Origin of the sequence: Pseudomonas sp. SF2 (assembly GCF_036858055.1) — a bacterium.
GTDB lineage: Bacteria > Pseudomonadota > Gammaproteobacteria > Pseudomonadales > Pseudomonadaceae > Aquipseudomonas.
The window spans coordinates 1-26,799 of record NZ_JAMBDI010000015.1 but is presented as its reverse complement, the minus strand read 5'-3'; the positions used below and the strand labels follow the sequence as shown (position 1 = coordinate 26,799).

27 protein-coding genes and 1 tRNA gene are annotated in these 26,799 nt (G+C 63.2%); 16 read left to right on the top strand and 12 right to left on the bottom strand.

Features of this window, described 5'->3' with window-relative positions:
* Window positions 1–389: 389 nt before the first annotated feature.
* Complete coding sequence (gene mqo, locus M2S36_RS11085; protein WP_063911238.1) at window positions 390–1,898, top strand: malate dehydrogenase (quinone); 1,509 nt, start codon at window positions 390–392, stop codon at window positions 1,896–1,898.
* 174 nt (window positions 1,899–2,072) lie between these two features.
* Here the strand turns inward: mqo and M2S36_RS11080 are convergent, their stop codons facing one another.
* The 4 genes from M2S36_RS11080 to M2S36_RS11065 form a co-directional block, all read right to left on the bottom strand.
* Window positions 2,073–2,363 (bottom strand): PA4642 family protein, encoded by a 291-nt coding sequence (locus tag M2S36_RS11080; protein ID WP_063911237.1) that lies wholly within the window; start codon window positions 2,361–2,363, stop codon window positions 2,073–2,075.
* Between the two features lie 68 nt (window positions 2,364–2,431).
* Complete coding sequence (locus M2S36_RS11075) at window positions 2,432–2,902, bottom strand: hypothetical protein (protein ID WP_013970925.1); 471 nt, start codon at window positions 2,900–2,902, stop codon at window positions 2,432–2,434.
* A gap of 77 nt (window positions 2,903–2,979) precedes the next feature.
* Entirely contained in the window at window positions 2,980–3,453 is a 474-nt protein-coding gene (locus M2S36_RS11070) for a WbuC family cupin fold metalloprotein (protein ID WP_233693841.1), read from the bottom strand.
* A 2-nt stretch (window positions 3,454–3,455) separates the two neighbouring features.
* Entirely contained in the window at window positions 3,456–4,013 is a 558-nt protein-coding gene (locus tag M2S36_RS11065) for a hypoxanthine-guanine phosphoribosyltransferase (RefSeq protein WP_003256346.1), read from the bottom strand.
* 160 nt (window positions 4,014–4,173) lie between these two features.
* Between M2S36_RS11065 and upp the strand changes: the two genes are divergently transcribed.
* Together upp and M2S36_RS11055 are read left to right on the top strand one after the other, a co-directional pair.
* The gene (upp, locus tag M2S36_RS11060; RefSeq protein ID WP_063911234.1) at window positions 4,174–4,812 is read left to right on the top strand and encodes a uracil phosphoribosyltransferase; all 639 of its coding nucleotides are present in this window, start codon (window positions 4,174–4,176) and stop codon (window positions 4,810–4,812) included.
* A 2-nt stretch (window positions 4,813–4,814) separates the two neighbouring features.
* Window positions 4,815–6,089, top strand: a complete 1,275-nt coding sequence (locus M2S36_RS11055; protein ID WP_046616023.1) for a uracil-xanthine permease family protein — start codon at window positions 4,815–4,817, stop codon at window positions 6,087–6,089.
* Between the two features lie 132 nt (window positions 6,090–6,221).
* On the opposite strand, the gene hemH is transcribed toward M2S36_RS11055, so the two are convergent.
* Window positions 6,222–7,235 (bottom strand): ferrochelatase, encoded by a 1,014-nt coding sequence (gene hemH / locus M2S36_RS11050; protein WP_207832442.1) that lies wholly within the window; start codon window positions 7,233–7,235, stop codon window positions 6,222–6,224.
* Between the two features lie 13 nt (window positions 7,236–7,248).
* The gene (locus tag M2S36_RS11045) at window positions 7,249–8,154 is read right to left on the bottom strand and encodes a TIGR01777 family oxidoreductase (RefSeq protein WP_207832441.1); all 906 of its coding nucleotides are present in this window, start codon (window positions 8,152–8,154) and stop codon (window positions 7,249–7,251) included.
* Between the two features lie 187 nt (window positions 8,155–8,341).
* On the opposite strand from M2S36_RS11045, the gene M2S36_RS11040 reads away from it, so the two are divergent.
* The 5 genes from M2S36_RS11040 to M2S36_RS11020 all read left to right on the top strand — a co-directional run bounded on the left by M2S36_RS11040 (window position 8,342) and on the right by M2S36_RS11020 (window position 13,415).
* A complete protein-coding gene (locus M2S36_RS11040) occupies window positions 8,342–9,328 on the top strand; it encodes an NAD(P)/FAD-dependent oxidoreductase (protein WP_063911231.1) in 987 nt (328 codons plus the stop codon).
* A 101-nt stretch (window positions 9,329–9,429) separates the two neighbouring features.
* Complete coding sequence (locus M2S36_RS11035) at window positions 9,430–10,398, top strand: YbgA family protein (protein ID WP_333957169.1); 969 nt, start codon at window positions 9,430–9,432, stop codon at window positions 10,396–10,398.
* The gene (locus M2S36_RS11030) at window positions 10,388–11,287 is read left to right on the top strand and encodes a MerR family transcriptional regulator (protein ID WP_207832437.1); all 900 of its coding nucleotides are present in this window, start codon (window positions 10,388–10,390) and stop codon (window positions 11,285–11,287) included. Before M2S36_RS11035 ends, M2S36_RS11030 begins: the two co-directional genes overlap by 11 nt.
* Window positions 11,278–12,720, top strand: coding sequence for a deoxyribodipyrimidine photo-lyase (phrB, locus tag M2S36_RS11025; protein ID WP_233693840.1), 1,443 nt, complete (start codon window positions 11,278–11,280; stop codon window positions 12,718–12,720). Before M2S36_RS11030 ends, phrB begins: the two co-directional genes overlap by 10 nt.
* The gene (locus M2S36_RS11020; protein WP_333957168.1) at window positions 12,717–13,415 is read left to right on the top strand and encodes an SDR family oxidoreductase; all 699 of its coding nucleotides are present in this window, start codon (window positions 12,717–12,719) and stop codon (window positions 13,413–13,415) included. Before phrB ends, M2S36_RS11020 begins: the two co-directional genes overlap by 4 nt.
* 123 nt (window positions 13,416–13,538) lie before the next feature.
* On the opposite strand, the gene M2S36_RS11015 is transcribed toward M2S36_RS11020, so the two are convergent.
* From M2S36_RS11015 to hemA, 6 genes are all read right to left on the bottom strand, one after another.
* The gene (locus M2S36_RS11015) at window positions 13,539–14,057 is read right to left on the bottom strand and encodes an acyloxyacyl hydrolase (protein ID WP_207832431.1); all 519 of its coding nucleotides are present in this window, start codon (window positions 14,055–14,057) and stop codon (window positions 13,539–13,541) included.
* A gap of 101 nt (window positions 14,058–14,158) precedes the next feature.
* The gene (gene murI, locus M2S36_RS11010) at window positions 14,159–14,956 is read right to left on the bottom strand and encodes a glutamate racemase (protein WP_207832429.1); all 798 of its coding nucleotides are present in this window, start codon (window positions 14,954–14,956) and stop codon (window positions 14,159–14,161) included.
* The gene (locus tag M2S36_RS11005; protein ID WP_013970911.1) at window positions 14,949–15,704 is read right to left on the bottom strand and encodes a molybdopterin-synthase adenylyltransferase MoeB; all 756 of its coding nucleotides are present in this window, start codon (window positions 15,702–15,704) and stop codon (window positions 14,949–14,951) included. Before M2S36_RS11005 ends, murI begins: the two co-directional genes overlap by 8 nt.
* Window positions 15,698–16,528 carry a peptide chain release factor N(5)-glutamine methyltransferase gene (gene prmC, locus M2S36_RS11000; protein ID WP_207832427.1) on the bottom strand — a complete coding sequence of 277 codons (831 nt, stop codon included), beginning with the start codon at window positions 16,526–16,528 and terminating at the stop codon, window positions 15,698–15,700. The genes M2S36_RS11005 and prmC overlap by 7 nt, the downstream gene beginning before the upstream one ends.
* Window positions 16,528–17,610, bottom strand: a complete 1,083-nt coding sequence (gene prfA / locus M2S36_RS10995) for a peptide chain release factor 1 (protein ID WP_013970909.1) — start codon at window positions 17,608–17,610, stop codon at window positions 16,528–16,530. The genes prmC and prfA overlap by 1 nt, the downstream gene beginning before the upstream one ends.
* Complete coding sequence (gene hemA / locus M2S36_RS10990; RefSeq protein ID WP_333957167.1) at window positions 17,607–18,884, bottom strand: glutamyl-tRNA reductase; 1,278 nt, start codon at window positions 18,882–18,884, stop codon at window positions 17,607–17,609. The genes prfA and hemA overlap by 4 nt, the downstream gene beginning before the upstream one ends.
* 270 nt (window positions 18,885–19,154) lie before the next feature.
* On the opposite strand from hemA, the gene M2S36_RS10985 reads away from it, so the two are divergent.
* From M2S36_RS10985 to ychF, 8 genes are all read left to right on the top strand, one after another.
* Window positions 19,155–20,876, top strand: a complete 1,722-nt coding sequence (locus M2S36_RS10985; protein ID WP_333957166.1) for a tetratricopeptide repeat protein — start codon at window positions 19,155–19,157, stop codon at window positions 20,874–20,876.
* A 4-nt stretch (window positions 20,877–20,880) separates the two neighbouring features.
* Window positions 20,881–21,498 carry a lipoprotein insertase outer membrane protein LolB gene (gene lolB, locus M2S36_RS10980; protein WP_207832423.1) on the top strand — a complete coding sequence of 206 codons (618 nt, stop codon included), beginning with the start codon at window positions 20,881–20,883 and terminating at the stop codon, window positions 21,496–21,498.
* Between the two features lie 3 nt (window positions 21,499–21,501).
* Window positions 21,502–22,362, top strand: coding sequence for a 4-(cytidine 5'-diphospho)-2-C-methyl-D-erythritol kinase (ispE, locus tag M2S36_RS10975; protein WP_207832422.1), 861 nt, complete (start codon window positions 21,502–21,504; stop codon window positions 22,360–22,362).
* Window positions 22,363–22,382: 20 nt separating this feature from the next.
* A tRNA-Gln gene (locus M2S36_RS10970) sits at window positions 22,383–22,457 on the top strand.
* A 47-nt stretch (window positions 22,458–22,504) separates the two neighbouring features.
* The gene (locus M2S36_RS10965) at window positions 22,505–23,446 is read left to right on the top strand and encodes a ribose-phosphate pyrophosphokinase (protein WP_016391678.1); all 942 of its coding nucleotides are present in this window, start codon (window positions 22,505–22,507) and stop codon (window positions 23,444–23,446) included.
* A 121-nt stretch (window positions 23,447–23,567) separates the two neighbouring features.
* A complete protein-coding gene (locus tag M2S36_RS10960) occupies window positions 23,568–24,161 on the top strand; it encodes a 50S ribosomal protein L25/general stress protein Ctc (RefSeq protein ID WP_087502895.1) in 594 nt (197 codons plus the stop codon).
* Between the two features lie 79 nt (window positions 24,162–24,240).
* Complete coding sequence (pth, locus tag M2S36_RS10955; protein ID WP_008099045.1) at window positions 24,241–24,825, top strand: aminoacyl-tRNA hydrolase; 585 nt, start codon at window positions 24,241–24,243, stop codon at window positions 24,823–24,825.
* Between the two features lie 23 nt (window positions 24,826–24,848).
* A complete protein-coding gene (ychF, locus tag M2S36_RS10950) occupies window positions 24,849–25,949 on the top strand; it encodes a redox-regulated ATPase YchF (RefSeq protein WP_063911218.1) in 1,101 nt (366 codons plus the stop codon).
* The last annotated feature ends 850 nt before the right edge of the window (window positions 25,950–26,799 follow it).

Below are 26,799 nucleotides of genomic sequence, written 5' to 3'. Positions count from 1 at the left end.
CGGGTTGCCATCGCGCAGTCCCCTTTTGAGGTTCACGTCTCCAAAAGAGCGTGAAAAAACGGTTTTCACAACTTCACAAGAGTGTGGCGAGCAAATGAACAGTCTGGCATGTGCAAAAGCGGCAGATGTGTCCCGAACAGCCCTGAACAGGCGGCAAATGCGCTCATCCCGTATGAGTGTCTGAGCCGTTCCATAACGCACGCACGACACCTTGACCATAAGTCGAATTGCCGCACCCGTGGCAAGCCGCGTTCAATACCTGAACCCGAAGACTGATTGGCGGTGTCCGCGGAAGTTGCAAGAACTGCGAAAAGTCGGACATGGCGAACCTGGCAAACCCAGGTCCTATGCTGTCAATTAGGTAGCTGTAGATTGTGGAGACGCGTTAAATGGCGCAGAACGAATCGGTTGATGTGGTACTGGTAGGCGCGGGCATCATGAGTGCCACCCTGGCCGTACTGCTCAAGGAGCTCGACCCGACCCTGAAGCTTGAGGTCGTGGAGGCGATGGACTCCGGAGCCGCGGAAAGCTCCAACCCCTGGAACAACGCAGGCACCGGCCACGCCGGCCTGTGCGAGCTTAACTACACGCCCCAGGCCGCCGATGGCAGCATCGACATCAAGAAGGCCGTGCACATCAACACCCAGTTCGAGGTTTCGCGCCAGTTCTGGGCCTACCTGAGCAAGAAGGGCAACTTCGGCTCGGCGCGTGCCTTCATCAACCCTGTCCCGCACCTGAGCTACGTCGAGGGTGACAAGGGTGTTTCCTTCCTCAAGAAGCGCTATGAGCTGCTCAAGCAGCACCATGCCTTCGCCGATATGGAATACACCGAAGACAAGGCCGTGATGAACGACTGGATGCCGCTGATGATGCCAGGCCGCCCGGCCGACCAGCACATCGCCGCCACCCGCGTGCTCAAGGGCACCGACGTCAACTTCGGCGCCCTGACCAACAAGCTGCTGAAGCTGCTGGGCGACTCGCAGGACGCCCAAGTGAAGTACAGCAAGAAGGTCGTCGGCCTGCGCCGTAACGGCAAGGGCTGGACCGTGAGCATCAAGGACGTCAACAGCGGCGGCAGCCGTGAAGTGGACGCCCGCTTCGTCTTCCTCGGCGCCGGTGGCGCGGCCCTGCCGCTGCTGCAGCTGTCGGGCATCCCGGAAAGCAAAGGCTTCGGCGGCTTCCCGGTCAGCGGCCAGTGGCTGCGTTGCGACAACCCGGAAATCGTCAAGCAGCACCAGGCCAAGGTCTACAGCCAGGCCGCAGTAGGCGCCCCGCCGATGTCGGTACCGCACCTGGATACCCGCGTGGTCGATGGCAAGAAATCGCTGCTGTTCGGCCCCTATGCCGGCTTCACCACCAAGTTCCTCAAGCACGGCTCGCTGATGGACCTGCCGCTGTCGGTGCGCATGGGCAACATCGGCCCGATGCTGGCCGTGGCCCGTGACAACATGGACCTGACCAAGTACCTGGTCAGCGAAGTGATGCAGTCGATGGAGCAGCGCCTGGAAGCCCTGCGTCGCTTCTACCCACAGGCCAAGGCCGAAGACTGGCGCCTGGAAGTGGCTGGTCAGCGTGTGCAGATCATCAAGAAAGACCCGAAGAAAGGCGGCGTGCTGCAGTTCGGTACCGAGCTGGTTTCGGCCCAGGACGGCAGCCTGGCTGCACTGCTCGGCGCATCGCCGGGTGCTTCGGTCACCGTGTCGATCATGCTGGAACTGATCGAACGCTGCTTCCCCGAGCAGGCCAAAGGTGCCTGGGCTGCCAAGCTCAAGGAAATCTTCCCGGCTCGCGAGAAGACCTTGGCGACCGATGCCGCCCTGTACCACAAGATCAGTGCCGACAACGACGTGGCACTGGAACTGGTGGAAAGCAGCCCGGCAGCCAAGCACTACGCCTGATTCGCCCGGTAACGAAAAAACGCCCCTCGGGGCGTTTTTTTGTGCCTGGATGTCAGCCTGTTCCTGCCCTTTCGCGGGTAAACCCGCTCCCACAAGGACAGCACCACAGCTTAGGGCTGCGCTGTACCTGTGGGAGCGGGTTTACCCGCGAAGAGGCCGGAGCAGGTTTACAAATCAACCACGGGCCTTGGCGATGATCTCGATGTAATCCGCCGCATTGCGCTGGTCGGCAATCTGTTCGACAAAGGTCTTGCCGTGTTCGTCCTTGCCATCCAGGTCCAGCCCGGCCTCGACGAAGAAGCCGACAAAACGCTCGAAATCGTCGATGCGCAGGCCACGGTAGGCCTTGACCAGCTTGTGCAGCGACGGCGAGGTCACGCCATCGGCAGGCTCGAACTGAAGGAACGTCTTGATGTAGTCGTCGCTGATCTCGTCACCGATTACCTGTTTCTTGTCTTTACGCATTGCCGACTCCAACTGGACCATCACGAAATTTCGAAGGCCGGCAGTGTACCCCCCGCAGGCCGGGCGCCTCAACGCGTACGTACGGTACCGGTGTGCAGGTCGGCCCAGACGTGGCCGTTGCCGTACGTGAGAAACTGCACATACAGCGTCTCGTTGCGCAGCAGGTCCATGATCACCCGGTAGTCGCTGAGCGGGTAATTCAGGCTCAGGGTGCGGGTTTTCTCGTCGTACACAGGCTTCTTCAAGCTCTTGGCAGCCTCACCGTCGAAGGTCAGCAGCACCTGGGCGATGGTCGCACCCTTGCTTAGCGGCTTGCCTTTGAGGCGCACCTGCAACGACGAGGTGATCGGGATCGGCTGCTGGTCGGACTGGCGCTGGGTGCCCACGACCACCGAGTAGTCGGTCACTTGCAGCAATTGCTGGCCGGTCGGCGCTTCCTGGCGCAGGGACTGGTCGTCAGGTGGCAGGAACTGGCTGTGCAGCGGTGCGGCGGCGAGTGGCAGGCTGACCGCCAGCAGGAGGGGAAGAAACGCACGCATGTGAGGCTCCTTGAATGAAGGAGCACTCTAGCATGCTGTGTCTGGGCTTGCCGGCGATGAGGCCGATGCAGGCAACATCAATCGAACTGCGCGAGCATCCAGGCCTGGTACTCGGCCACGCCCTCTTCTCCTTCGCGCGGTGCCCAGTGCGCATGCTCACCCTCGCCCACCGGCCGGTATGGCCCAGCCTTGCACTCGAACAGGATGCTGTCCGGCTCCAGCACCACCAGCCCATGGTAAATGCCGGGGGCCAGGTCCACCCCCAGGCAATTGCCGCCTGCCTGCAGCACCCGCTTGTCGGTCACCGCCCCCTGCTCATCGAAAAGCAACAGACCGAAGCGCCCCTTGAGTGCAATCAGCGTTTCGGCCTTGTCGGCGCTCAGGTGGCGGTGCGGCGGGATGTAGGTGCCCGGCTGCAGGCCGACCACCATGCGGTGGCAGGGTTCTTCCATCTCATGGAAGGTGTGATGCTGCCGCCCGCGCGGGTTGGCGGCGGCCTGTGCGGCCAGCCCGGCGAACAGCGATTGGTCGATGAACGCAGGCTGGCGCATGATCACAACCCCTTGACGGCGAAGATGCCGTTGGCGTTGCGCCAGTAGCCTTTGTAGTCCATGCCGTAACCGAAGATGTAGCGGTCGACGCAGGGCAGGCCCACGTAGTTGGCCTTGAGCTCCGGGCTGGCCTTGCGGTCATGGTCCTTGTCGATCAGTACCGCCGTGTGCACCGAGCGCGCGCCGGCATGCTTGCAGAACTCGATGATGGCGCTGAGGGTGTGGCCTTCGTCGAGGATGTCGTCGACGATCAGCACGTCACGGTCGATGAACGACACTTCCGGCTTGGCCTTCCAGAACAGCTCGCCGCCACTGGTCTGGTTGCGGTAGCGGGTGGCGTGCAGGTAGCTGGCTTCCAACGGGAACTGCAGGTGGGTCAGCAGTTTGCCGGAGAAGATCAGGCCGCCGTTCATCACGCAGAACACCACCGGGTTCTTGTCGTGCAGGTCTTTGCAGATCTGCTCGCCGACTTTGGCGATGGCCGCTTCGACTTCGGCTTCGGTGTACAGGCAGTCAGCTTCACGCATGACTTGACGGATATGCTCGAGATCGGCGGACATGGCGCTCTCCGGGGGGCATTTTGGAAAAGCGGGCAAAGGTACGCATCCGCTCGTCACAGATCAAGCATTTATGGACTAACGTCCAGAATGACCAGACGACAGCACAGGCTGAATAGATTAATCTAGCGCGGTTTTTTTGCCCGCCTTTCGGAGCCCCCCTATGCCCACTCGTGAGATCCGCCATCCGCTGATCCGCCACAAGCTCGGCCTGATGCGCCGTGCCGATATCAGCACCAAGAATTTTCGCGAACTTGCCCAGGAAGTCGGCGCGCTCCTGACCTACGAAGCCACCCAGGACCTGCCGCTCGAAACCTACGAGATCGACGGCTGGTGCGGCAAGGTGCAGGTTGAAAAAATCGCCGGCAAGAAGATTACCGTGGTGCCGATCCTGCGCGCCGGTATCGGCATGCTCGATGGCGTGCTCAGCCTGATCCCGGGAGCCAAGGTCAGCGCCGTCGGCGTTGCCCGCAACGAGGAAACCCTCGAAGCCCACACCTACCTGGAAAAGCTCGCGCCGGACATCAACCAGCGCCTGGCCCTGATCATCGACCCGATGCTGGCCACCGGCGGTTCGATGGTCGCCACCATCGACCTGCTGAAGAAGGCCGGCTGCAAGGAGATCCGCGCCATGGTCCTGGTCGCCGCGCCTGAAGGCATCGAAGCGGTGGAAAAAGCCCACCCGGACGTGCAGATCTACACCGCTTCGATCGACCAGCGCCTGAACGAACACGGCTACATCGTGCCGGGCCTGGGCGACGCCGGTGACAAGATCTTCGGCACCAAGCAAAAGGACGCCTGACCATGCAGGACGGCTTCAACGACCCGCTCTGGCGCCAGGTCGTTTCGGGCGCGCAGATGCTCTTCGTGGCATTCGGCGCGCTGGTGCTGATGCCACTGATCACCGGCCTCGACCCGAACGTCGCGCTGTTCACCGCCGGCATCGGCACCCTGCTGTTCCAGCTGGTCACCGGCCGCCAGGTACCGGTGTTCCTGGCCTCGAGCTTTGCCTTCATCACCCCGATCATCCTCGCCAAGGGCCAGTTCGGCCTGGCCGAGACCATGGGCGGCGTGATGGCCGCAGGCTTCGTGTACACCTTCATGGGCCTGATGGTGAAAATCAAAGGCACCGGTTTCATCGACCGCATGCTGCCACCGGTGGTGATCGGCCCGGTGATCATCTCCATCGGCCTGGCCATGGCGCCGATCGCCGCCAACATGGCGATGGGCAAGGCCGGTGACGGCAGCGTGCTGCTGCCGTACAAGACCGCCATGATGATCTCGATGCCGGCCCTGCTGACCACGCTGATCGTCGCCGTGTTCGGCAAGGGCATCTTCCGCCTGGTGCCGATCATTGCCGGCGTGCTGGTAGGCTTTGCCCTGTCCTTCGCCTTTGGCGTGGTCGACACTGCCAGGATCGCCGCCGCACCGTGGCTGGAGCTGCCCAACTTCACCGCGCCAGCGTTCAACTGGCAGGCCATCCTGTTCATCGTCCCGGTTGCCCTGGCACCGGCGATCGAACACATCGGCGGGGTTATCGCGGTCGGCAGCGTGACCGGCCGTGACTACCTGAAGAAGCCTGGCCTGCACCGCACCCTGCTGGGTGACGGCCTGGCCACCACCGCAGCCGGCCTGTTCGGCGGCCCGCCCAACACCACCTATGCCGAAGTGACCGGCGCGGTGATGCTGACCAAGAACTACAACCCGAAGATCATGACCTGGGCGGCGGTCTTCGCCATCACCCTGGCCTTCATCGGCAAGTTCGGCGCGCTGCTGCAGAGCATCCCGGTACCGGTAATGGGCGGCATCCTGTGCCTGCTGTTCGGCTCGATCGCGGCGGTGGGCATGAACACCATGATCCGCCACAAGATCGACCTGGCCGAAGCGCGCAACCTGGTGATCGTGTCGGTAACCCTGGTGTTCGGTATCGGCGGCGTGCTGATCGGCAGCGGTGACGGCCCGGATGACTGGGGCCTGAAGGGCATCGCCCTGTGCGCCATCGTGGCTATTGCCCTGAACCTGATCTTGCCGGGCAATGATGGCTGGAAGCACAAGAAACTGGATGATCAGTTGCCTTGATTCGGCTTTAGCCTGACCCGGCCACTTCGCGGGTAAACCCGCTCCCACAGGTACCCCGCTGCCCTCAGGCCTTGTGCAAAACCTGTGGGAGCGGGTTTACCCGCGAAGAGGCCAGAACAGGCAACCTTGGACTCAGGCTTTTTCGCACATTCCCGCCAGCACCTTCACCCACTCCGGGTGATCATTCAGGCAAGGCACCAGCACCAGCTCCTGCCCGCCCGCCTCGACAAACTGCTCGCTGCCGCGCATGCCGATCTCCTCCAGCGTCTCGATGCAATCGGCCACGAACGCCGGGCACATCACCAGCAGCTTCTTCACCCCGGCCTTGGCCAGTTCGTCCAGCCGCGCCTCGGTATAGGGTTCGATCCACTTGGCCCGCCCCAGCCGCGACTGGAAAGACACCGACCATTTGCCATCGGGTATGCCCATTTTCTGCGCAAAGGCCCTGGCCGTGGCCAGGCACTGCCCGCGATAACACACCGCACGCATATCGGCACTGGCATCCTTGCAGCAATCGGCCGCCTGGAAGTCATGTTTGCCAGTCGGGTCCAGCTTTTTCAGATGCCGTTCCGGCAAGCCGTGGAAGCTCAGCAACAGGTGATCGTAATCCTGCTCCAGGTAAGGCCTGGCGCTGGCGCCCAGTGCCTCGATGTAGTCCGGGTGCTCGTAGAACGGCTGCAGCACGCGCATCTGCAACGGCAACTGGCGTTCACTGACCGTCTGCCTGGCCAGCTCTACTACAGTGGTTACCGTGCTATCGGCGAACTGTGGGTACAGCGGCGCCAGGGTCACCTTGCGCACACCCTGGGCCACCAGGCGCTCAAGAACCTCGGGCAAGGCTGGCTGGCCATAGCGCATGGCAATCTCCACCGGGCCATGGGGCCAGTGCTCGACCATCGCCGCCTGCAGGCGACGGGTCAGCACCACCAGTGGCGAGCCCTCGTCCCACCAGATCGAGCCATAGGCGTGTGCCGACTGCTCCGGGCGCTTGACCAGGATCAGCGACACCAGCAGGCGCCGTACCGGCCAAGGCAGGTCGATCACGTAAGGGTCCATGAGGAACTGGTTGAGGTAGCGGCGCACATCGGCCACCGAGGTGGAGGCCGGGGAACCCAGGTTGACCAGCAGCAGAGCGTGATCGGTCATGCAGCGTCCTATGTCAGAGGCGGCTGGACAGGTTGTCCAGGGCCGATTGCAAATCGTTGAAGCGGAAGGTGAAGCCTGCCGCCAGCAAACGTACCGGGCGCGCGCGCTGGCCGCCGAGCAGCAGCGTCGACAGCTCACCCAGGCCGGCCTTGAGCAGCAGTGCCGGCACCGGCAGCAAGGCCGGCCGGTGCAGGGTGCGCCCCAGGCGCCTGGCAAACTCGCGGTTGCGCACCGGCTCCGGGGCGCAGGCATTATAAGGACCGCTGGCATCCTTGTGCTGCAAGAGAAAATCAATCAGGGCGACCTGGTCGTCTATATGGATCCAGGGCATCCACTGCCGCCCGTCGCCCAAAGGCCCGCCCAGCCCCAGTTTGAAGGGCACGCGCAGGCGCGACAAAAAGCCGCCATCACTGGCCAGCACCAACCCGGTACGCACCAGCACCACGCGAATACCCTGGGCCTGGGAACGCAGGGCCGTCTCTTCCCAGGCAATGCACAGCTGGCTGGCGAAATCTTCGCGCACCGGCGGTGAAGCCTCGGTCAGCTCGCGTTCGCCACCGTCTCCGTACCAGCCCACCGCAGAGCCGGAGATCAGCACTTGCGGGCGCTGTTCACGGGTGCCCAGCCAGGCCAGCAACTGCTCGGTGAGGCTGACGCGGCTGGCCCACAGCAGGTTGCGCCGGGCGGCTGTCCAGGGCCGGTCGGCAATCGGCGCGCCGGCCAGGTTGATCACCGCGTCCAACTGATCATCCGCCTCCAGTTGCTCCAGGCGGGCGATGCCACGCACGCCGGTGCCACAAATTTTCGGCACCTGCTCAGGTCGCCGGCTCCACACCGTCAGGCGATGACCCTGGCCGAGCCAGTACTGGCACAGGTGCTTGCCAATCAACCCGGTGCCACCTGTCAGCAATATATGCATGGCTGTGTCCTCGCAGAATGCGGCGGTGGTCTATTTTTAACATCAAGGCACTTTTTTGACCCGACGCTCTCGGATAAACATAGGTCAACCTGTCTGCCAACGCGGAATAACCTTATACAAATTTTGTGCATTGTACAGGTTTACCTGACAGCGTAGTCTGCTTACAGCAAGGTTTGAAGAGGCCATCATGACAGTACCTATCGCCATCATCGGGGCCGGTATAGCCGGCTTGTCAGCCGCCCAGGCCTTGCAAAAGGCCGGGCAATCCGTGCATTTGTTCGACAAGGGCCACGGCAGTGGCGGGCGCATGGCCAGCAAGCGCAGCGAAGTCGGCGCGCTGGACCTGGGTGCCCAGTACTTCACCGCCCGTGACCGGCGCTTCGTCGAGCAGGTGCAGCAGTGGGTCGCCGCCGGTTGGGCCGAACAATGGAAACCGCAGCTGTACAACTACCGCGATGGTGAGCTCACCCCCTCCCCCGACGAGCAGACGCGCTGGGTGGGTGTGCCGCGCATGAGTGCAATCACCCGCGGCCTGCTCAAGGACGTGACGGTCAACTTCGGCTGCCGCATCGCCGAGGTGTTCCGCGGCAAGCAATACTGGCACCTGCAGGACACCGAAGGCTGCAGCCACGGCCCCTACAGCCGCGTGGTGATCGCCGTGCCGGCACCGCAGGCCACCCCGCTGCTGGCCTCCACCCCCAAGCTCGCCGCCGTGGCCGCCGGCGTGCAGATGGAGCCCACCTGGGCCGTCGCCCTGGCCTTCCAGACCCCGCTGGACACGCCGATGCAAGGCTGCTTCGTGCAGGACAACCCGCTCGAGTGGCTGGCGCGCAACCGTAGCAAACCCGGGCGTGACGAGAAGTTCGACACCTGGGTACTGCACGCTACCTCGAACTGGAGCCGGCAACACATCGACCTGCCCAAGGAAGAGGTGATCGAACAGCTGAGGGGCGAGTTCGCCGAACTGGTCGGCTGCGTGGTGCCGCCACCTACTTTTGCCTTGGCCCACCGCTGGCTGTATGCCCGCCCGAGCAGCAACCATGAATGGGGCGCGCTGGCCGATGCAGACCAAGGCTTGTACGCCTGCGGCGACTGGTGCCTGTCCGGACGGGTCGAGGGCGCCTGGCTCAGCGGCCAGGAAGCTGCGCGCCGGCTGCTCGAACACCTCGAATGATGTAGAGCTATACAAAAAAACTGGTTTGCATAACTTCAGGGCTGTGCTGGAATAAACCTGTACAAGTTTTTGGTTTCGTACAGGTTATCTGGAGACAGCCCATGCACGACTCATCCGCCCACAGCAAGCCGCGTATCGCCATCAGCGCCTGTCTGACCGGGCACAGCGTGCGCTATAACGGCGGCCACAAGGCCTCCGACCTGTGCCGCACGCAGCTCGAGGAACACTTCGACTGGTTGCCGGTGTGCCCGGAGGTGGCCATCGGCCTGGGCATACCGCGCGACCCGATCCGCCTGGTCGGCGACCCCGAGCAACCGGAAGTGGTCGGAACCCGCAACCCCGGGATGGACCTGACCGGCCCGCTGCGCAGCTACGGCGAGCAAATGGCCGCCGAACTCGACGATATCTGCGGCTACATTTTCATGCAGAAATCGCCCTCCTGTGGCCTGGAGCGGGTCAAGGTGTACCAGGACAATGGCCATCCGGCCTTCAACAGCGGGCGGGGCGTGTATGCCCAGGCGTTCTGCGCAAGGCGCCCAGACCTGCCGGTGGAAGAAGAAGGCCGCCTGCACGACCCGGTGCTGCGCGAGAATTTCATCAGCCGCGTGTACGCCTACGCCGACTGGCAGCGCCTGCTGGCCGAAGGCCTGAGCCGGGGCGCCCTGGTGCGCTTCCACTCACGCTACAAGTACCTGCTGATGGCCAACAACCCCCAAGCCTACCGCAGCCTGGGGCGCCTGCTCGGCAGCATGAGCAAGGAAGACGACCCGCAAAGCATCGGCCCGCGCTACTTCAGCCAGCTGATGCAGGCCCTGCGCCGCTGCGCCAGCCGTGGTACCCATGGCAACGTGCTGCAGCATCTGAGCGGCTACTTCAAGGACGCGCTCACTCAGCAGGACAAAGCCGAGCTGCAGACCGTCATCGGCCAATACCAGCAAGGCGTTGTGCCGCTGGTGGTGCCGCTGACCCTGCTCAAGCACCACTTGCGCAAGCACCCCGACCCGTATCTGCAGCAACAGGCCTACCTGCAGCCGCACCCAGAGCGCCTGGGCCTGCGCAATGCCGTCTGAAATCCTGTTGCCCATCGGCGAACTGGCTCGCCGCACGGGCGTCAACCCCGTCACCCTGCGCGCCTGGGAGCGCCGCTACGGCCTGCTCAAGCCCCAACGCACTGCCAAGGGCCATCGCCTGTATCCGCTGGAGCAGGTCGCACGCGTCGAGGCGATCCTCGCCTGGCTGCAGCGCGGTGCCTCCGTCAGCCAGGTACGTGAGCTGCTCGACAAACCGGCCAGCACGGCGCCGAAAGGCGACTGGCAAGCCCGGCAGTTCCAGCTGATCGAGGCCATTGCCACGCTGTCGCAGCGCGCCCTCGACCAGCAGCTCAACCAGGCGATGGCCTTGTACCCGGCCGTCACCCTGTGCGAGCAGTTGCTGTTGCCGCTGCTCGACCTCCTGGAGCTGCGCTGGCGCAACTACTTCAATGCACGGCTGGAGCAGGTGTTTTTCCACAGCTGGCTGCGCAGCAAGCTGGGCGCCCGGGTCTACCACGACAACCAGTTGCTGCAAGGCCCTGCCATCTTGCTGGCTGAAGACAGCGAACGCACCTTCAACCCCGATTTGTGGTTGTGCGCCTGGCTGTTCACCAGCAACGGCCTGCCAGTCGAAGTGCTGGAGCACGCCATTGCCGGCGCGCACCTGCAATGCGCCGTCACCATGCTCAAACCGCGCGCCGTGCTCCTGCACCTGGGGCCACGCATCGATGAAAAGGCGCTGCAACGCACCCTGCCCAACCTGCCCGTACCGACCTTGCTCGGTGGGCCAACGCTGGCGCTGCACGAAGCCCGGCTGCGAGCCCTCCGGCTGCCCAACCTCGCCCTGTTCGATACCCCACAGGCGGCATTGCGTTTGCTGCAAGCCCATGACCGCCAGCCCGTAGAGATGACCGCACCATGCACCTGACCTGGCTGCGCAGTGACCTGCGCATCGATGACAACACCGCGCTCAGCGCCGCCAGCGAGCGCGGCCCGACCGTCGCCCTGTGGCTGGTCAGCCCCGGGCAATGGCAGGCCCACGACGACGCTACCTGCAAAGTCGACTTCTGGCTGCGCAACCTGCGCGACCTGCGCCAGTCGCTGGGACGCCTGAACATTCCCCTGCTGATCCGCAAGATCGACACCTGGGACCAGGCGCCACAGGCGGTGCTCGATGTCTGCCGCCAACACCAGGTGCAAAGCGTGCACTGGAACGAGGAGTACGGCATCAACGAACAACGTCGCGACACCGCCACCCGGGCGCTGCTGGAAAAGTCGGCCATCCAGGCCCACAGCCACCTCGACCAGCTGTTGTTCCGCCCGGGCACCATCCTTACCCGCAGCGGCGACTACTTCCAGGTGTTCAGCCAGTTCAAGAAGAGCTGCCTGGAGCACTTGCACCGCGGCCTCCCCGCCCTGGCCCACCGAGTCAAACGCCAGGCACCGCTGCAGATCAGCAGCGACCCGATCCCCCAGCACGTGGACGGCTTCGAAAAACCCGCTCAGGCCCTGCGCGACCACTGGCCGGCCGGTGAAGCCGAGGCACAAGCGCGGCTGACCCGCTTTCTCGACGAGACCATCGACGACTACCAACAACTGCGCGACTTGCCTGCCAGGCCCGGCACCAGCCAGCTCTCCGCCTACCTGGCCGCTGGCGTGATCTCGCCGCGCCAGTGCCTGCACGGCGCCCTGGCCAGCAACCGCGGCGAGTTCGACAGCGGTAGCAGCGGCGTGCAAACCTGGATCAACGAGCTGCTCTGGCGCGAATTCTACAAACACATCCTGACCGGTTATCCACAGGTCTCGCGTCACCGCGCCTTCCGCGCCCAGACCGAAGCCCTGCCCTGGCGCGACGCACCGGCCGACCTTGAAGCCTGGGAACAGGGGCGTACCGGCTTCCCGATCATCGACGCCGCCATGCGCCAACTGCTGCACACTGGGTGGATGCACAACCGCCTGCGCATGATCGTGGCCATGTTCCTCAGCAAGAACCTGCTGATCGACTGGCGCAAGGGCGAGCGGCATTTCATGCGCCACCTGATAGACGGCGACCTGGCCGCCAACAACGGCGGCTGGCAGTGGAGCGCGTCCACCGGCACCGACGCAGTGCCCTATTTCCGCATCTTCAACCCGGTTTCACAGTCGCAGCGTTTCGACCCGCAGGGGCGTTTCATTCGGCACTGGCTGCCGGAATTGCAGGGGCTGGATGAAAAAACCATTCATCTTCCCGTAAGATCAGCCGATCTTTTTGCCAGACAATCCTACTACAGTCCAATCGTCGATCTTGACAGCAGTCGCCAGCGCGCGCTGGAGGCGTTCAAGGGCCTCCCGCGCCGGCAGGATCAGAGGGCGCTATCTTGAACAATGCACGCAGTATCTGGGTAACGGGCGCCGGCAATGGACTAGGCCTGGCGCTGGTGGAAGAGTTGCTCGCTGAAGGACACCGGGTAGCCGCCAGCGGCAAGGACAGCGAGGCACTGGATGCCTTGGCGGCGCGTTATGGCAGCCAATTGTTGCGCTTGCCCTGGCAGTTGCATGAAGAACAGCAGGCGGCCCAGGCCAGCCAACAGATCTGCCATGCCTGGTGCTCGCTGGATGGCTTGATCATCAACGCCGGTACCAGCGATTACCTGGTGGACGATGTGGCGGACAGCGAGTTGTTCGAGGCGATCGTCACTGGCAACCAGTTGGCCAGCGAGCATTGCCTGGCCAATGCGCTGCCCTTGCTGGCGAAGGGTGACTCGCCGCAGGTGATGGCGGTGTTCAACCGGTATTCGGCCTTGCAGTTATATGCGCCGACGCAGGTGACTGCGGGCTGGAACAACTTGCCGCAGTGGGTGCGCGAGCAGCGTCAGGCATTGAAGGCTCTGGGGGTTGAGCTAACAGTGGTTGGGCCGCAGTCGTTGAAGACACCTGTAACCCCGGCGCAGGCAATACCAGAGGTGTGGACGCCGCAGAATGCGGCAGAAGAACTGCTGCGGCGGTGGCCACAGAGGGAACCTGAGCTTGTGCTGGAGGCTTTGGACCTCAATGGCCTGTGGCCGTTGACGCGGTAGAGTCTGGCATCGGCACTGCCTTCTTCGCGGGTCAACCCGCTCCCACAGGTACACCACTGCACTCAAGATACAGTCCACCCTGTGGGAGCGGGTTTACCCGCGAAGAGGCCGGCACAGGAGCGCTCAGAGCGCCATGCGGTAATGCAGGCTGTAGCTCTCCACGCCATCGTTGGGCTGTTTGATGCCCGCGTTGGAATAGTGAATCGCCCGCACGCCAATCTCATGCCCACCGGCAAAGCGCAAACCAAAGCCGATGCGGTCCTCGAACTGGAACGCCGAGCCCAGTTCGTTGTCTTCCAGTTCGGTGCTGGAGAATGCCGCCACACCGATCCCCGCCTCGATGTAAGGCTTCACCGACTCCCCGGCAAACTCATAAACGAACACCGGCGCGAACGACAGGCTGTGGTTGCTCGCGGTCTTGTCGCCATCCCAATAGGTGTAGGCCCCATCCCAGTACCCCGTAAGGCGCCCCACGCTGGTCTGCCACCAGCTCGCCTCCCAATTCGATTGCAGCCCCAACCGGTAGACCATGGTCGAGTCACCGGTCTGCCCCACCGAAAACGAAACATCGGCAGCCTGCGCCGACAATGAATGCCCCAGGGTGAAGACGGCAGCCGCCGCCAAGCCGAGCAGCTTCTTCATGAGCAACATCCTTCTTTGCTGTTATTAGTGTCCGCCTCATATCAGGCAAGGCGGTAGAAAACGGCAGCGGTACGGTAGTTCAGTTGCTTTTCACGTTTTTTTTACAATGAAAAGCTTTGCACACTGCCAGACTTATGCCACAGCAAAGGTAGGATTTTCCTGAGAGATTGCGGATCAGCACTGGTCCAGAAACGGGTATCCCGAGCCGGTCCTTCAGCCAACAGGTCATCCGCGCCCAGCAGCCTCTGCAGTTGGCGCGCCACCGCGGCGCCAGTGTCGATGATGGCCACGTCGGCTGGCACCATGCCGGCCAGCAACGGGCGCAAGAAGGGGTAATGGGTGCAGCCGAGGATCAGCGTGTCGCAGCCAGCGGCCAGCAACGGCTGAACATAACCTTGCAGCAACTGGCGCAGCGCCGGGCTGGCCAGGTCGCCGGCCTCGATCAACTCGACCAGCCCCGGGCAAGGTTGGGTGATGACCTGTACGTCATTGGCAAAACGGTCGAGCAAGGCGGCGAACTTGGCGCTCTGCAGGGTACCGGTGGTGGCCAGCACACCGACCACGCCAGAGCGCGTAGCGGCGGCAGCGGGCTTCACCGCCGGCTCCATGCCCACCAGCGGCCAGTTCGGGTACAACTCGCGCAGGTCGGCCACCGCCGCCACCGTGGCGGTGTTGCAGGCCAGTACCATGGCCTTGGCGCCCTGTTCATGGAAGAACGCAGCAATGCGCCGGAGACGCTCACGGATATAGTCCGGCGACTTCTCGCCGTAGGGTATGTGGCCGCAATCGCCCACGTACAGCAGCGTCTCGTTGGGCAGCAGGCGCTGGATCTCGGCGAGTACCGACAAGCCGCCAACCCCGGAGTCCATCACGCCGACCGGCGCCGAACGCTCAGCCATCGCGCTTGCCGCAGACCGCACAAGCCGGGTCGCGCTTGACCCGCAATTCGCGGATACGAGTGCCGAGCGCATCGATCAACAGCAGGCGGCCGACCAGCGGCTCGCCGAACCCGGCCAGCAGCTTCATCGCCTCCAGCGCCTGCAGGCTGCCTACCAGGCCCACCAGCGGGCCGATCACGCCGGCTTCGCTGCAGGTCAGTTCGGCTTCGCTGCCATGGCCGTACAGGCAGTGGTAGCAAGGGCTGTAGTCACGCCGTGGGTCGAACACCGACAACTGCCCTTCCAGGCGGATCGCCGCACCGCTGACCAGCGGCTTGCCAGCCGCGACACAGGCGGCGTTGACCGCCTCACGGGTACCGAAGTTGTCGGAGCAGTCCAGCACCAGGTCGACCGCCGCCACGGCGGCCGCCAGCGAATCCTCGTCCAGCGCCTGGCGATGGGCGACCAGGCTGATTTCCGGGTTGATCGCCTGCAAGCGCTGCAAGGCCGAATCGACCTTGCTCATGCCGACGCTGGCACTGTCGTGGATGACCTGGCGTTGCAGGTTGGTCAGGTCGACGGTGTCGAAGTCGGCCAGGTGCAGCTCCCCCACCCCGGCGGCGGCCAGGTACAGGGCAACTGGCGAGCCAAGGCCACCGAGCCCGACGATCAGCGCCTTGCTCTGCTTGAGCCGCAACTGGCCGTCAATATCGATCTGGGCCAGCAATACCTGCCGGCTGTAACGCAGCAGTTCCTGATCACTCAACATGGCAGGCGCCCCAGGGTAATGCGTTCATGACCGCCCAGATCCATGCGGCTGGCGACCTCGATGAAACCTTGTTCAGCCAGCAGGGCGCGCACCGCCGCTGCCTGATCGTAGCCGTGTTCCAGCAACAACCAGCCACCCGGCAACAGGTGCGCGGGGGCCTGGGCGGCGATTACGCGCAGGTCGTCCAGGCCATCGGCACCGGCCACCAGCGCGCTGCTGGGCTCGAAGCGCACATCACCGGCAACCAGGTGCGGGTCTGCGGCGGCGATGTAGGGCGGGTTGCTGACAATCAGGTCGAAACGCTCGCCGGCCAGGCTGTCGAACCAGTGGCTGAGCCGTACCTGGACGTTTTCCAGGCCCAGGCGCTGGCGGTTGCGCTCGGCCAGGGCGACGGCCTCCTCCACTCGGTCCACTGCGGTTACCTGCCAGGCCGGGCGATCACTGGCCAGGGCCAGGGCAATCGCGCCGGTGCCGGTGCCCAGGTCAAGGACCTTGGCCGGCGTGGCAGGTTGCAGCTCAAGGGCGGCTTCGACCAGCAGCTCGGTATCCGGCCGCGGGATCAGGGTATGCGGCGCCACTTCCAGGTCGATCTTCCAGAAGCCCTGCAGCCCGAGAATGTAGGCGACCGGCTCGCCGCCACGGCGGCGCTGCAGGTAACCGGCATAGGTCTCGGCGTCTTCGCTGCTGACGATTCGCTCGGGCCAGGTATGCAGGTAGCTGCGCGACTTGCCGATGGCCGCAGCCAACAGCAGCTCGGCATCCAGCCGCTCGGTGGGCGATTCTGGCAACTGCGCGTTGCGCAGCAGGCTGGCGATGATGGTCATCAGTCCCCCAGGGCGGCCAGTTGATCGGCCTGGTACTCGGCCAGCAGCGGTTCGATCACCGCCTCCACGCCGCCGGCGAGGATGTCGTCCAGCGAGTACAGGGTCAGGTTGATACGGTGGTCGGTCACCCGGCCCTGCGGATAATTGTACGTGCGGATGCGCTCGGAACGGTCGCCAGAGCCGACCAGCAGCTTGCGCTCGGTGGCGATGGCGTTCTGCGCCGCGCTGGTCTGCATGTCGTTGAGCTTGGCCGACAGCCAGGACATGGCGCGGGCACGGTTCTTGTGCTGCGAACGCTCTTCCTGGCACTCGACCACGATACCGGTTGGCAAGTGGGTGATACGGATCGCCGAGTCGGTCTTGTTGACGTGCTGGCCACCGGCACCGGATGCGCGGTAGGTGTCCACGCGCAGGTCGGCCGGGTTGATCTCGATGGCCGCCTGTTCGTCCGGCTCGGGCAGTACCGCCACGGTGCACGCGGAGGTGTGGATACGGCCCTGGGATTCGGTCTCGGGCACGCGCTGTACGCGGTGCGCGCCGGACTCGAACTTGAGCTTGCCGTACACGCTCTCCCCCTCGACGCGAGCGATGATTTCCTTGTAGCCGCCGTGTTCGCCTTCGTTCTCGGAGAGGATTTCCAGGCGCCAGCCACGCTTTTCGGCGTAGCGCGAATACATGCGGAACAGGTCGCCGGAGAAGATCGCTGCCTCGTCGCCACCGGTGCCGGCACGGATTTCGAGGAACACGTTGCGGCCGTCGTTGGGGTCCTTGGGCAACAGCATGCGTTGCAGCTGCGACTCCAGCGTCAGCAGTTGTTCCTTGGCTTCACGCACTTCTTCCACGGCCATTTCGCGCAGGTCCGGGTCACTGTCCTTGAGCAGCGCCTGGGCACCTTCGAGGTCGTCCTGGACTTTGCGCCACTCTTTATAAGCAGCGTAGACCGGCTCGACTTCGGCGTACTCACGGGAATAGGCGCGAAAGCGCGTCTGGTCGGAAATGACCTCGGCATCACCGAGCAGTGCGGTGAGTTCTTCGAAGCGGTCCTGGAGGATTTCCAGTTTGTTCAGCAGCGACGCTTTCATTGCGGGGATTTGTCCGTCGAGCCCTCGTTGAGGGCAAAGAGTTCCTGGGCCATGGCCAGCGCATCGAGGCGGCCCTCGGCCGAGAGCCTTTTCAGTTGCACGCTTGGCGCATGCAGGAGTTTGTTGGTCAGCCCCCGGGCCAGTTGGGCCAATACGTCTTCGGGGTTGCCGCCGTTGGCCAGCAGGCGCTGGGCCTTTTGCAGTTCTTCGTCGCGCAGGCGCTCGCTTTGCTGGCGATAGGCCTTGAGCACGTCCACCGCGGCCAGCTCGCGCAGGCGCAGCATGAAATCTTCGGCCCCCACCGACACCAGTTCCTCGGCGGCCTGGGCCGCGCCCTGGCGGCTCTTGAGGTTTTCCGCCACCACGTCGTGCAGGTCATCGACAGTGTACAGGTAGACGTCGTCCAGTTCGCCGACTTCGGTTTCGATATCGCGCGGTACGGCGATGTCGACCATGAAGATCGGCTTGTGCCGGCGCTGCTTCAGCGCGCTCTCGACCGCGCCCTTGCCGAGGATTGGCAGCTGGCTGGCGGTGGAGCTGATGACGATGTCGCTGTTGGCCAGTTCCTGGGGGATGTCGGCCAGCAGTACCGCGTGCGCACCGAACTGCTCGGCCAGGATGCTGGCCCGCTCCAGGGTACGGTTGGCCACGACGATGCGGCGCACGCCCTGCTCATGCAGATGGCGGGCGACCAGGGTGATGGTTTCGCCGGCGCCGATCAGCAGGGCCTGGCTACGGCCCAGGTCGCTGAAGATCTGCTTGGCCAGGCTGACTGCGGCAAACGCCACCGACACCGGGTTTTCGCCGATGGCGGTGTCGGTGCGCACCTGCTTGGCGGCGCTGAAGGTGGCCTGGAACAGGCGCCCGAGCAGCGGGCCGACGGTGCCGGCCTCACGCGCCACGGCGTAGGCGGACTTCATCTGGCCGAGGATCTGCGGCTCGCCGAGCACCAGCGAGTCCAGGCCGGAGGCCACCCGCATCATGTGCTTCACCGCCTCGTGCTCTTCGTGCACGTAGGCGCTGGCGCGCAGCTCGTCCAGGCTGAGGCGGTGATAGTCGGCCAGCCATTGCAGCACGGCATCGGCGGACAGGTGGTCCTGCTCTACATAGAGCTCGCTACGGTTGCAGGTCGACAGGATCGCCGCTTCGCGGCTGGATGTCAGTCGGCAGAGCTGCTGCAGGGCGTCTACCAGCTGCTCTGGGGTAAACGCCACGCGCTCGCGTACGTCTACCGAGGCAGTCTTATGGTTGATACCAAGTGCAAGAAAGGCCATGCAAGGTCGCTGGTTGTGACGAGAAGCCGATAATTGTCCTCTTTCGCAGGTTTCAGGACAACCACCGTTGGTGTTCGCCTTGACACTTTCTGCGCCTGTAAAATCGAGCGCCACCACACCAATCAAGCCATACACCCGGCACAACCAACCTGTCCGGAACCCTTCCCCCCCCTCAAAGGTCGCAGTTAACCAGCCACAGCACAGGTGGGTTTGCCCCCGCGCTTGTGTCATCATGCTCCGACCGCCGGTGAGTCCTCCAATAAGCCTTCTATGAACAAACCATACGCATTGCTGCTTGCCTTCGCCCTGCTCCAGGGCTGCCAGAGCCTGGCCCCGCAAAAGGCCGAGCCTCCCGTCGCCGAGGCCGGCAAGCCCGAGGCAGAAAAACCCGTAGTGTATGGCTCGTTCACGCAGGACACGCTCTATAGCCTGCTGGTGGCGGAACTGGCCGGCCAGCGCAACCGCTTCGACATCGCCCTGGCCAACTACACCGACCAGGCCGCGAAAACCCAGGACCCGGGGGTTTCCGAGCGCGCCTACCGCATTGCCGAATACCTCGGCGCCGACGAACCGGCACTGGACAACGCCCTGGTCTGGGCCCGCAACGACCCGCAGAACCTCGACGCACAGCGCGCCGCCGCCATCCAGCTGGCCCGCGCCGGCCGCTATGACGACTCCATGGCGTACATGGAAAAGGTGCTGCAGGGCCAAGGCGACACCCATTTCGACTTCCTCGCCCTGTCCGCCGCCGAAACCGACCAGGGCACCCGCGACGGCCTGCTGCAAAGCTTCGAGCGCCTGCTGGTGAAGTACCCGGACAACAGCCAGCTGGTGTTCGGCAAGGCCCTGCTGCTGAACCAGGACGGCAAGGCCGAAGAAGCTCTGGAGCTGCTCGAGTCGCACCCGCCGCAAAACGACGAAGTCGCCCCGATCCTGCTGCGCGCGCGCCTGCTGCAAGCCCTGAACCGCGGCCCGGAGGCCCTGCCACTGCTGCGCGGCGCGATTCGCGACAACCCGGACGACAAGCGCCTGCGCCTGACCTATGCCCGCACCCTGGTCGAACAGGACCGCATCGCCGATGCCAAGGGCGAGTTCCTCAGCCTGGTCCAGCAATACCCCGACGACGACGAACTGCGCTATTCGCTGGCCCTGGTGTGCCTGGAAAACAAGGACTGGGATGAAGCCGAGGGCTACCTGCAGGAGCTGATCGAGCGCGACAGCAACGTCGACGCCGCGCACCTGAACCTGGGCCGCATCCGCGAGGAGCGCCACGACCCCGCTGGCGCCCTGCGTGAATACGCCCTGGTCGGCCCGGGCCCCGACTACCTGCCGGCGCAATTGCGCCAGGCCGACATCCTGATCGCCAACGGCCGTGGTACCGAGGCCTCCCGCCTGCTCGCCGACGCCCGCGAAGCCCAGCCGGATTACGCCATCCAGCTGTTCCTGATCGAATCGGAAAGCTACAGCAACAACAACAAGGACGCCCAGGCCAGCCAGGTGCTGCAGCAAGCCATCCAGCGCTACCCGGACGACCTCAACCTGCTGTACACCCGCGCCATGCTGGCCGAGAAGCGTGACGACCTGCCGCAGATGGAAAAAGACCTGCGCGCCATCATCGCCCGCGAGCCGGAAAATGCCATGGCCCTGAACGCCCTCGGCTACACCCTGGCCGACCGCACCACCCGCTACAGCGAAGCCAAGGCGCTGATCGACAAGGCCCATCAGCTGACCCCGGACGACCCGGCGGTGCTCGACAGCCTGGGCTGGGTCAACTACCGCCTGGGCAACCTCGACGAGGCTGAAACCTACTTGCGCAAGGCCTTTGCCAGCTTCCCCGACCACGAAGTGGCCGCCCACCTGGGCGAAGTGCTATGGGCCAACGGCAAGCGCCGCGAAGCCCGCCAGGTCTGGGCCAAGGGCTTCGAAGCCCAGGCCGACAGCCCCATCCTGCGCAAGACCCTCCTGCGCCTGACCGGATCCGAGACTCTCTAACGCCATGTTCCTGCGCCATTGCATTACCTTCACCCTGATCGCCCTGCTGGCAGGCTGTGCCGGCTTCGGTAGCCGCGAGGCCCTGCAGGGCCACGGCAACCCGCAGCAGTGGCGCGCCCATAAAGAGCAGCTGAGCAGCCTCGATGGCTGGCAGATCAACGGCAAGGTCGGCATCCGTGCCCCACGCGACTCCGGTAGCGGCACGCTGTTCTGGCTGCAACGCCAGGACTACTACGACATTCGCCTGGCCGGCCCGCTGGGCCGTGGCGCCGCACGTCTGACCGGGCGCCCCGGTGGCGTGGTGCTGGAAGTGGCCAACCAGGGCCGCTACGAGGCCCCCAGCCCCGAAGCCCTGCTGGAAGAACAGCTGGGCTGGCAGCTGCCGGTCTCGCACCTGGTCTGGTGGGTACGCGGCCTGCCCGCCCCCGACAGCAAGAGCAAGCTGACCCTGGACAGCGACAGCCGCCTGGCCAGCCTCGACCAGGATGGCTGGCAGGTGCAGTACCTGAGCTACACCGAACAGAACGGCTACTGGCTGCCCGAGCGCCTCAAGCTGCACGGCAAGGACATCGACGTGACCCTGGTGGTCAAGGACTGGCAGCCGCGCCAGCTGGGACACTGATACATGCAAACCCTTACCCTGCCCGCCCCGGCCAAGCTCAACCTGTGGCTGCACATCATCGGCCGCCGCGCCGACGGCTATCACGAGCTGGAAACCGTGTTCCAGTTTCTCGATCACGGCGACGAACTGCACTTTGCCTTGCGTGACGACGGCGTGATCCGCCTGCATACCGAGATCGAGGCGGTACCGCACGACAGCAACCTGATCGTGCGTGCCGCGCGCAAGCTGCAGGAGCAATCCGGCACGACGTTGGGCGCCGACATCTGGCTGAGCAAGGTGCTGCCCATGGGCGGTGGCATCGGCGGCGGCAGCTCGGATGCCGCCACTACCCTGTTGGCCCTCACCCACCTGTGGCAACTGGACTGGGACGAAGACCGCCTGGCCGCACTGGGCCTGAGCCTGGGCGCCGACGTACCGGTATTCGTGCGCGGCCACGCGGCATTCGCCCAGGGCGTGGGTGAACAACTGACCCCGGTCGACCCGGAGGAGCCGTGGTATGTCGTGCTGGTGCCGCAAGTGTCTGTCAGCACAGTAGAAATTTTTTCACATCCACAGTTGACACGTGATTCACTCCCCCTTAAGATGCGCCCCGTTCCCGAGGGAAACAGTCGAAATGACTGCCAACCGGTGGTAGAGCAGAGTTACCCGGAAGTTCGCAATGCGTTGAATTCACTGGGCAAATTCACTGAGGCTCGATTAACCGGTACTGGAAGTTGTGTGTTTGGGGCCTTCCCAAGCAAAGCCGAAGCTGATAAAGTTCTGGCCCTTCTTTCAGCGACCCAAACAGGGTTTGTGGCGAAAGGAAGCAACGTTTCGATGTTGCATCGCAAGCTGCAAAGTCTGGTCAAGAAGTCGAGCGCATAAGCGTTCGCAGCAACAGATACAGGGGCGTCGCCAAGCGGTAAGGCAGCAGGTTTTGATCCTGCCATGCGTTGGTTCGAATCCAGCCGCCCCTGCCATTTTCCTTATACTCATCCAGGTTACCCTCAGCCTTCAGGTACTGCGCGTGTCCAAGATGATGGTCTTTACGGGGAATGCCAACCCCGATCTGGCTCGGCGTGTAGTACGTCAGCTGCATATCCCTCTCGGTGATGTCTCTGTCGGTAAGTTCTCCGACGGCGAGATCAGTGCCGAGATCAATGAAAACGTTCGTGGTAAAGACGTCTTCATTATTCAGCCGACCTGTGCCCCGACCAACGATAACCTGATGGAACTGGTAGTGATGGCCGACGCCTTCCGCCGCTCCTCAGCATCCCGAATCACCGCCGTGATTCCTTACTTCGGATACGCCCGCCAGGACCGCCGTCCGCGTTCGGCACGTGTAGCCATCAGCGCCAAAGTCGTCGCTGACATGCTCACTGTCGTCGGTATCGACCGTGTACTCACCGTCGACCTGCACGCTGACCAGATCCAGGGTTTCTTCGATATCCCGGTCGACAACATCTACGGCTCGCCCGTACTGGTCGACGATATCGAAGACCAGCGTTTCGAGAACCTGATGATCGTCTCCCCGGACATCGGTGGTGTCGTGCGCGCACGTGCCGTCGCCAAGTCCCTGGGCGTCGACCTGGGTATCATCGACAAGCGCCGCGAGAAGGCTAACCACTCCGAGGTCATGCACATCATCGGCGACGTCGAAGGGCGCACCTGCATCCTGGTAGACGACATGGTCGACACCGCCGGCACCCTGTGCCACGCGGCCAAAGCCCTGAAAGAACACGGCGCTGCCAAGGTTTACGCCTACTGCACGCACCCTGTCCTGTCGGGCCGCGCGATCGAGAACATCGAGAAGTCGGTACTGGACGAGCTGGTGGTGACCAACACCGTTCCGCTGTCCGCCGCTGCTCAAGCCTGTGACCGTATCCGTCAGCTGGATATCGCACCGGTTGTCGCTGAAGCGGTCCGCCGCATCAGCAACGAAGAATCGATCAGCGCGATGTTCCGCTAAGCGGAACACACGCTGACGAAAAGCGCCCCGCCCCAACACTGGTTGTTGGGGCGGGGCTTTTTTGCCATCCCCGTTGGCGCTGGTCGCAAACGCCCTCGGGGGGCTATTTTGGAGAAACAAAATGACCGAATTCACTCTGAACGCCCAAGCGCGTACTGACCTGGGGAAAGGTGCGAGCCGCCGCCTGCGTCACTCCGCCAACATCCCAGCCGTTGTCTACGGTGGTAACCAGGACGCTCAGTCCCTGACCATCCTGGCCAAGGAAATCACCAAGCTGTTCGAAAACGAGGCTGCCTTCAGCCACGTTCTGGAACTGAACGTCGACGGCGCCAAGCAAAACGTCGTGGTCAAGGCCTTGCAGCGTCACCCGGCCAAAGGCTTCATCATGCACGCCGACTTCGTTCGCGTCGTTGCTGGCCAGAAACTGACCGCCAAGGTACCGGTTCACTTCGTCAACGAAGAAGCCCCGGTCAAGAAAGGCGGCGAGATCTCCCACGTAGAAGCCGAGATCGAAGTTTCCTGCGAAGCCAAAGACCTGCCTGAGTTCATCGAAGTTGACCTGGCCAACGCTGAAATCGGCACCATCATCCACCTGTCGGACCTGAAAGCTCCGAAAGGCGTAGAGTTCGTAGCTCTGGCCCACGGTGATGACAAAGCTGTTGCCAACGTTCACGCTCCACGCGTTGCTCCAGAAGCAGAAGGCGCTGCCGAGTAATCCACTCGCGCGCCGGCGTTGATCGGGTTACAGTGCCGCGCGCCCTGTAACCCACCAACTCCAAGGAAGAGCCCCTGACGTGACCGCCATCCAGTTGATCGTCGGCCTGGGTAACCCCGGCCCCGAATACGAACAGACCCGGCATAACGCAGGGGCTCTTTTCGTTGAACGCATTGCCAGCGCCCAGCGCGTCTCGTTGACCGCTGACCGCAAATATTTCGGCCTGACGGCTAAATTCAGCCATCAGGGCAACGACGTTCGTCTGCTCATCCCCACCACCTACATGAACCGTAGCGGCCAGTCCGTGGCGGCCTTGGCCAATTTCTTCCGCATCAAGCCGGAAGCGATCCTGGTGGCGCATGACGAACTCGACCTGCCCCCGGGCGTCGCCAAGCTCAAGCGCGGCGGTGGCCATGGTGGGCACAACGGCCTGCGCGACATCATCGCGCAGCTCGGCAACCAGAACGACTTCCACCGCCTGCGGCTTGGCATCGGCCACCCGGGCGACGCCAAACTGGTCTCCAACTTCGTCCTGGGCCGCGCGCCGCGCGCCGAGCAGGAGAAGCTCGACGCCAGCATCGATTTTGCCCTCGGCGTGCTGCCGGACGTGCTTGCCGGCGACTTCGCCAAAGCGATGCGCGAGCTGCACAGCCAGAAGGCCTGATTTCCTTAGAGAGGGGAATACCCATGGGTTTCAATTGCGGCATCGTCGGCCTGCCCAACGTCGGCAAGTCCACCCTGTTCAACGCCCTGACCAAGTCTGGCATCGCGGCGGAGAACTTCCCTTTCTGCACCATCGAGCCAAACAGCGGCATCGTGCCAATGCCCGATGCGCGCCTGAATGCGCTGGCTGAAATCGTCAAGCCAAACCGCATCCTGCCGACCACCATGGAATTCGTCGACATCGCCGGCCTGGTGGCTGGTGCTTCGAAAGGCGAAGGCCTGGGCAACAAGTTCCTCGCCAACATCCGCGAGACCGACGCCATTGCCCACGTGGTGCGCTGCTTCGAAGACGAGAACGTGATCCACGTTTCCAACAGCGTCGACCCCAAGCGTGACATCGAGATCATCGACCTCGAACTGATCTTCGCCGACCTCGACAGCTGCGAGAAGCAGTTGCAGAAGGTTGCCCGCAACGCCAAGGGCGGCGACAAGGACGCCCTGGCGCAGAAGGCCATCCTCGAACAGCTGATCCCGCACTTCACCGAAGGCAAGCCTGCACGCAGCCTGATGAAGAACATGAGCGCCGAAGACAAGGCGGTCATCCGCGGCTTCCACCTGCTGACCAGCAAGCCGGTGATGTATATCGCCAACGTGGCCGAAGACGGCTTCGACAACAACCCGCACCTGGACGTGGTCAAGGCCATTGCCGAGGAAGAAGGCGCGGTGGTGGTGCCGGTGTGCAACAAGATCGAAGCGGAAATCGCCGAGCTGGAAGACGGTGAAGAGAAGGACATGTTCCTCGAGGCCCTGGGCCTGGAAGAGCCTGGCCTGAACCGCGTGATCCGCGCCGGTTACGAACTGCTGAACCTGCAAACCTACTTCACTGCCGGCGTGCAGGAAGTACGTGCCTGGACCGTACGCGTCGGTGCCACCGCACCACAAGCCGCTGGCGTGATCCACACCGACTTCGAAAAAGGCTTCATCCGCGCTGAAGTGGTGGCCTATGACGACTTCATCCAGTTCAAGGGTGAGAGCGGTGCCAAGGAAGCCGGTAAATGGCGCTTGGAAGGCAAGGATTACATCGTCAAGGACGGCGATGTGATGCACTTCCGCTTTAACGTATAGTGAGTGCTCATTGGCAGCCAACCATCATGTGCCAACCTATGGACACGATGGTTGGCTGTCAATCTGTAAAGTGCTAGCTCGAGCTCATCTCGGGCAGCTCTTTAGAGGAGGCTCATATGGCTTGTCTGGAATACGTTCACCTTTCTCCTGTCTCCTCCACCACCTCCTGTGGTCCCTCCTCCTTTACCCCCCCATCTACGCCTACCTGACATCAAACACCTTCCGCAAATTTTCTGGGATACGGGTGCGAGCTGGTCAGAGGTGAATCTGTGGGCGTTAGACAAAATCCAGACTCAGCATCGAGATGTTGAAACGGTAAACGCTCTCCTTAAACACCTTCACGCCTATGCCTCTCACCTGGAAAGTTCAGGCTTAGACTGGCGCCATTTTCCAGTTCGAATCTCAAACAGATCGGTCTATAAGTATCGAGGCGAGCTTGTTGCGTGCATGAAAGGCCTTGCAGACATTGGCGGAAAATGCCGTCGGTAACCAGCCCAATGTGGTGATCCAAGTGGTAATGCCTGGCAAATCGGAAACTCGAACACTCCGCCTCGCTCAGGACCAACCCTGACAGAGTGCGGATGTAATGAATTTCGGATGTTTGCATCGAGTCGGGACCACGGGTGGAGGTGGGCTGAGTCAGCGTGCCAGATTCACCCGTCCGTTCATTAGAAGCATTAAAAGGCACTATCCGGATGGATAGTGTCTGCGTAAGCGAGCAGCTTAATTGTCCCCAAAAAAGGAACAATCATTCCCGTTTAAGCCTAATTGTCTTGAAATAGACCCTTCGTCAGAATGGCATCCATACCGCAGACAACGCCACCGGCACAGCGCGGTGACCCATTTAAAA